Raw genomic sequence first — 3665 nt, forward strand, 5'->3', positions numbered from 1 at the left:
CGCGACCGACAAACGCGGCGAAGACGCCATTGATCGACGCTGTGGACCGGGCGACTTTTTGTCCACGATCTACCACCACCTCGGAATCGACGCCTCCAAAGTCATGATCAAAGACTTTAACGGACGCCCGACACCGATCGTCGACCACGGCAAACCCATCCCCGAGTTGATCGCCTGAACGATCCCACTGTCCTTTTTCCTCTCCCACACCGGACCGATTTGAATGAAAGACATTGAGACCCTGGATCAAGACCGCCGCCTGTTTTTAAAAACCGGCGTCGCCTCGATGACCGCCCTCGGCCTGAGCAACACGCTGCGTGCCCAAGAGACGCCCGCCGCAGCGGCGCCATCGGAAAAACTCTCGATCGGCGTGATGGGCGTCAATGGCCGCGGCGGCGCGATCGTCAAAGGCATGATGGCCAGCGGACAGGTCGACATCGCGTACATCTGTGACGTCGATGAGCGGGCGGCCGAACGGGTGACCAAGATTGTCAACGAGAAACAGTCGACGAAGACTCAATCGGTCAAAGACTTTCGCCGCATCCTGGACGACAAATCGGTCGACGCCCTGATCTGCGCCGCACCGAACCATTGGCATGCCCCGGCGACCATCATGGCCTGCGGCGCGGGCAAACACGTGTACGTCGAAAAACCTTGCAGCTACACGCCGGCCGAAGGCGAGATGGCGGTCGCGGCGGCACGCAAAAACGATCGCGTCGTGCAGATGGGCACCCAGCGTCGCAGTTGGCCCGGGATCGTCGAAGCGGTCGAAAAGATTCACGGCGGGGCGATCGGAAAAGCGCTGTATTGCCGAACCTGGTACAACAACCGACGCGGTCGGATCGGCTTCGGAAAGCCGGCGGAGGTCCCCGCCTGGTTGGACTGGCGGTTGTGGCAAGGCCCGGCGCCGGATCGCCCCTTTAAAGACAACCTCGTCCACTACAACTGGCACTGGCATTGGCACTGGGGCAACGGCGAACTGGGCAACAACGGCGTCCACGGTCTGGACGTCGCCCGCTGGGGCATGCAAGTCGACTTCCCCAATCGTGTCACCGCCGGCGGTGGAAAGTATCGTCATGAAGACGACCAGGAAACTCCCGACACGATGATGGTCACCTATGACTTTGCCGACGGCAAAACCATCACCTGGGAAGGCCTCAGCTGGTCGCCGCTGGGACCGCACGATTCGGGATTCGGCGTCAGTTTCCACGGCACCGAGGGATCGATCGTGATCCGCGGTTCGGGATACACCCAGTACGACATTCGAAACAAGGAAGTCGCTAGCGGCACCGGCGCCGGCGGCGACAAAGATCACTTCGACGATTTCATCAGCGCCGTTCGCGACGGACACCGCACCAACGCAGACATCGAAAAAGCGCATCGCAGTACCCTGCTCTGTCACCTGGGCAACATCGCCTACCGGACCGGCAGCGTGTTGCACACCGACCCGTCCGACGGCCGTCCGCAAAACAACGACGCCGCAAATCAATTATGGTCACGAGAGTACGCCAAGGGATGGGAGCCGACCGTCTAATGAATACCAATCACACATCCTTCCGTCGTTACGTTCGTCAGAGTGTGGTCGCCCTACGCATGATCACTTTGTGCGCCGTCACTCTGGCGATCGCGTCCGCCGCCGCCGGCCAAGAGGCCGCCGAAGACAGTCCGTCTGCCCAAACAACACTCCGCATCGGCGTGATCGGGCTGGACACCTCGCACGTCCCGGCATTCACCAAGTCCTTCAACGCGGAACCGGCGAATCCCGAGATGCAAAACTGCCGTGTCGTCGCGGCCTATCCCTACGGTAGCCGCACGATCGAATCCAGCTACAGCCGGATTCCGAAGTACACCGAACAGATGCGATCGATGGGCATCGAGATCGTCGATTCGATCGACCAGCTTCTCGACCGAGTCGACTGCGTGCTGTTGGAAACCAACGACGGCAAGCCGCACTTGGAGCAGGCGTTGCAAGTTTTCAAAGCCGGCAAGCCCGTGTTCATCGACAAACCGGTAGCATCGAATCTAGCCGAAGTCGTCGCGATCTATCGCGCGGCGGCACACTATGACGTGCCGATGTTTTCCAGTTCATCACTCCGTTATAGCGAAGGTGCCCAGGCCATCCGTGACGGCAAGGTCGGTGCCGTGTTGGGCTGCAACGCCTACAGCCCGGCGTCGACCGAACCCTCCCACACCGATCTATTTTGGTATGGCATCCACGGCGTCGAATCGTTGTACACGTGCATGGGAACGGGTTGCCAGTCGGTCCGGCAGACCGCGACCGATGGCCGCGAAGTCGTCGTCGGCGTCTGGTCGGGCGGACGCATCGGAACCTACCACGGCCTGCGCGAGGGAAAGACAGGTTACGGCGGAACGGCATTCGGCGAAAAAGGCATCGCACCGATCGGAGACTACGGCGGCTATCGACCGTTGGTGGTCCAGATCGCCAAGTTCTTCCGCACGCGTGAATTGCCGATCGATCCGCAGGAAACGATCGAGTTGTACGCGTTCATGGAAGCCGCCGCCGAAAGCAGAAAACGCGACGGCCAAACCGTGACGATCGCCGAAGTGATCAAAGCGGCCGAACAGGCAGCCGACGAACTGTTGGCCGGACAACTCTGAACGATCGCACGGTCGTTGCCCGTCGATCGCAAAATGCCCCGTAGCGGGCGTGGAGATTCAAATCCATCGTCAACCGGAGAGTTAGAACATCATGAGACGTTTCAGTTTGCTTCTGTTTTCTTACCTGTTGATTCATCTCAGCGTCGACGCGTCTGGCGCCACGGTGACCTACACGCTCACCGGATCGGTGACCAACATCGCGGCGACGGATCTCGCGGGCAATGATGACACAGCGAGTTTTCTAAGCATCTTGCCGTTCAACGTCGGGGCTCCCGTCACGGCAAGTTTCAGTTACGACTCGAACAATCAAGACGATCGTGATGGCCGACCGCAATACGGTTCCTACGATGGACTCTCCATGTCGGTCTCGGTCGGATCAACGACCTTTGATTCGTACGGATCACTGTCGCTGATTGACTTTGGATCACATGACGAGATCCGGGCTCGGGGCTTGCAACTTTACAATGCTCCCGGATGGAGCATCACCGGATTGGGCGGAGGTTATTCCGGCCTGAACACCATCACCTTGGTCAATGGGGGCACCTCACTCTGGGACGGAACGCTTCCTCCGACAGACCCTTTTGACGCATCCGACTTTTCGACGCTCAACTGGCAAATGCAAGACACAGGTTTTTCCGGCGGCAATCGTGTCACCACGCCGCTGGGCAGTCACACCGGAATGACGCGATCGATCGAGGCGGTCTTCAATACGGTCACCGTGACCGCCATCCCCGAACCGAGCAGCAGCGCGTTCTGCGCACTGGCCCTGGGTATGTGTTGGATCCGACGTCGGCGAACCAGGCACTGAGTGCCCATCATTCTGCCTCCCCATCATTCTGCCTCCCCATCATTCTGCCTCCCCCTCATTCTGCCTCCCCATCGTCTTGCCCCCATCGTCTTGCCCCCATCGCCCTGCCTCCATCGCCGTGCCCCCATCGTCTTGCCCCCATCGTCTTGCCACTTCATGCCCATCCGCCTCGCACAATCCCCGCTATCGATCATCCTCTCCAGTCTGCTCCTGATCACCCTTGCCAGCGCCAACGATC

4 protein-coding genes are annotated in these 3665 nt (G+C 59.9%); all 4 read left to right on the plus strand.

The window, feature by feature from the left end; genetic code table 11:
* A partial coding sequence (locus ABX749_RS25760) for a DUF1501 domain-containing protein (RefSeq protein WP_372898533.1) occupies nucleotides 1-178 on the plus strand: 178 nt, incomplete at its 5' end.
* A gap of 45 nt (nucleotides 179-223) precedes the next feature.
* Nucleotides 224-1534, plus strand: a complete 1311-nt coding sequence (locus ABX749_RS25765; RefSeq protein WP_372898530.1) for a Gfo/Idh/MocA family protein — start codon at nucleotides 224-226, stop codon at nucleotides 1532-1534.
* Nucleotides 1534-2619 carry a Gfo/Idh/MocA family protein gene (locus ABX749_RS25770; RefSeq protein WP_372898531.1) on the plus strand — a complete coding sequence of 362 codons (1086 nt, stop codon included), beginning with the start codon at nucleotides 1534-1536 and terminating at the stop codon, nucleotides 2617-2619. Before ABX749_RS25765 ends, ABX749_RS25770 begins: the two co-directional genes overlap by 1 nt.
* Nucleotides 2620-2710: 91 nt before the next feature.
* The gene (locus ABX749_RS25775; RefSeq protein ID WP_372898532.1) at nucleotides 2711-3427 is read left to right on the plus strand and encodes a hypothetical protein; all 717 of its coding nucleotides are present in this window, start codon (nucleotides 2711-2713) and stop codon (nucleotides 3425-3427) included.
* The last annotated feature ends 238 nt before the right edge of the window (nucleotides 3428-3665 follow it).

Source organism: Stieleria sp. (assembly GCF_041595215.1).
Lineage (GTDB): Bacteria > Planctomycetota > Planctomycetia > Pirellulales > Pirellulaceae > Stieleria > Stieleria magnilauensis.